This is a genomic window from Halorubrum sp. SD612 (assembly GCF_002135005.1).
Map to the genome: position 1 here is coordinate 1 of NZ_NEWI01000374.1, position 1,352 is coordinate 1,352.

Genomic DNA, 1,352 nt, shown 5'->3' on the forward strand with positions numbered 1-1,352 from the left:
TCCAGCACCGCTGTGTGGCCGCCGCCGACCGACGCCCCGAGGTCGCGCGCGGTCGCGTCGACCTGCTCGGCGACCGTCCGGAGGCGGTCGGGGTCGTCGTCGGGCAAGAAGAGCGTGTGGGTGAGCCACCGCGGGTCGGCGCCGCTCGCCGCGACGTCGTTACACGCGACGTGGACCGCCAGCGTCCCGACCGACTCGGCCGCCAGCGAGAGCGGGTCCGCCGCGACGACCAACGTCCCCGCGGCGTCGCCGAGGTCGATCGCGGCCGCGTCCTCGCCGTAGGCGGGGCCCTGCCGCACCGCCGGGTCCGACGCGCCGGTGGCCGCGAGCGCCGCCGCGAGCGCGTCGGGACCGAGCTTGCCGGTCATCGCTCCCGGAGCCACGCCGCGACGGCCTCGGGGTCGGCGTCGAGGCCGCCGCCCTGCGCGCACGTCGGGCCGCCGCCCCCGCCGCCGCCGAACTCGTCGGTGACCGCGGCCACGGCGTCGCCGGCGTCCACTCCGCTGTCGCCGGCGTCGCCGTCGGCGGCGACCACGACGAACGGCGCGTCGCCGGTCCCGACCGCGGCGAGGGCGTCGGGGGCGTCGTCGCCCGCGATCGCTTCGGTCGCCGGCGCCCGGAGCTCGTTCGGGTCGGCGTCGGCGACCGTGCCGATCGCCCACCGGGCGCCGTCGACCTCGGTGACCGGGAGGTCGCGAAGGCGGGCCGCGAGCAGCTCCTCGCGGGCGTCCCGGAGGTCCGCCTCCAGCCGGTCGGCCTCGTCGCGGAGGCGGGAGACGGCGTCCGGGAGGTCGCCGACGCGCGCGTCGAGCGTCGTCGCGGCGTCGAGCGCGGCGGCGTGGACGGCGCCGAGCTCGTCGATGGCGGTCGGACCGACCGCGAACTCGACGCGGGTGACGCCCTCGCCGGGGTTCGACCGATCCAGGACCGCCACCGGACCGATCTCCGCGGTGTTCCCGACGTGGGTCCCGCCGCAGGCGGCCACGTCCCAGGGGTCACCCTCGTCGCCGACGGTGACGACCCGGACCGCGTCGCCGCCGCTCATCGCGCCCTCCTCGGTCTTCGTGTTGAACGCGATCCCGTCGATCGCGCGGGCCTCGTCGGCCGAGTGGGTCGCCCACGAGACGGGCAGCGAGTCCCAGACGGCGCGGTTGGCGAGCCGCTCTAGCTCGATCAGGTCCCCGTCGCCCAGCGGCTCGGCGGTCGTCAGGTCGACGCGGACCTTCGTCTCGGAGATGTCGAAGCCGGCGTAGCCGAGGTCGTCGGCGATCCGCCGCGCGGCCCCGTACAGCACGTGCGAGGCGGTGTGCGCCCGGGCGCAGTAGGTGCGGAACGCGTCGTCGATCAGGCCC

General features: G+C 77.4%; 2 protein-coding genes. Both read right to left on the bottom strand.

Annotated features, from left to right (window positions below):
• Positions 1–368, bottom strand: a 368-nt coding sequence (locus tag B9G38_RS17460; RefSeq protein ID WP_233127256.1) for an AIR synthase related protein, incomplete at its 3' end; no start/stop codon positions are given.
• Positions 365–1,352 (bottom strand): DHHA1 domain-containing protein (locus tag B9G38_RS17465; protein ID WP_086221191.1); only part of this gene is annotated, 988 nt, incomplete at its 5' end. The genes B9G38_RS17460 and B9G38_RS17465, both read right to left, overlap by 4 nt.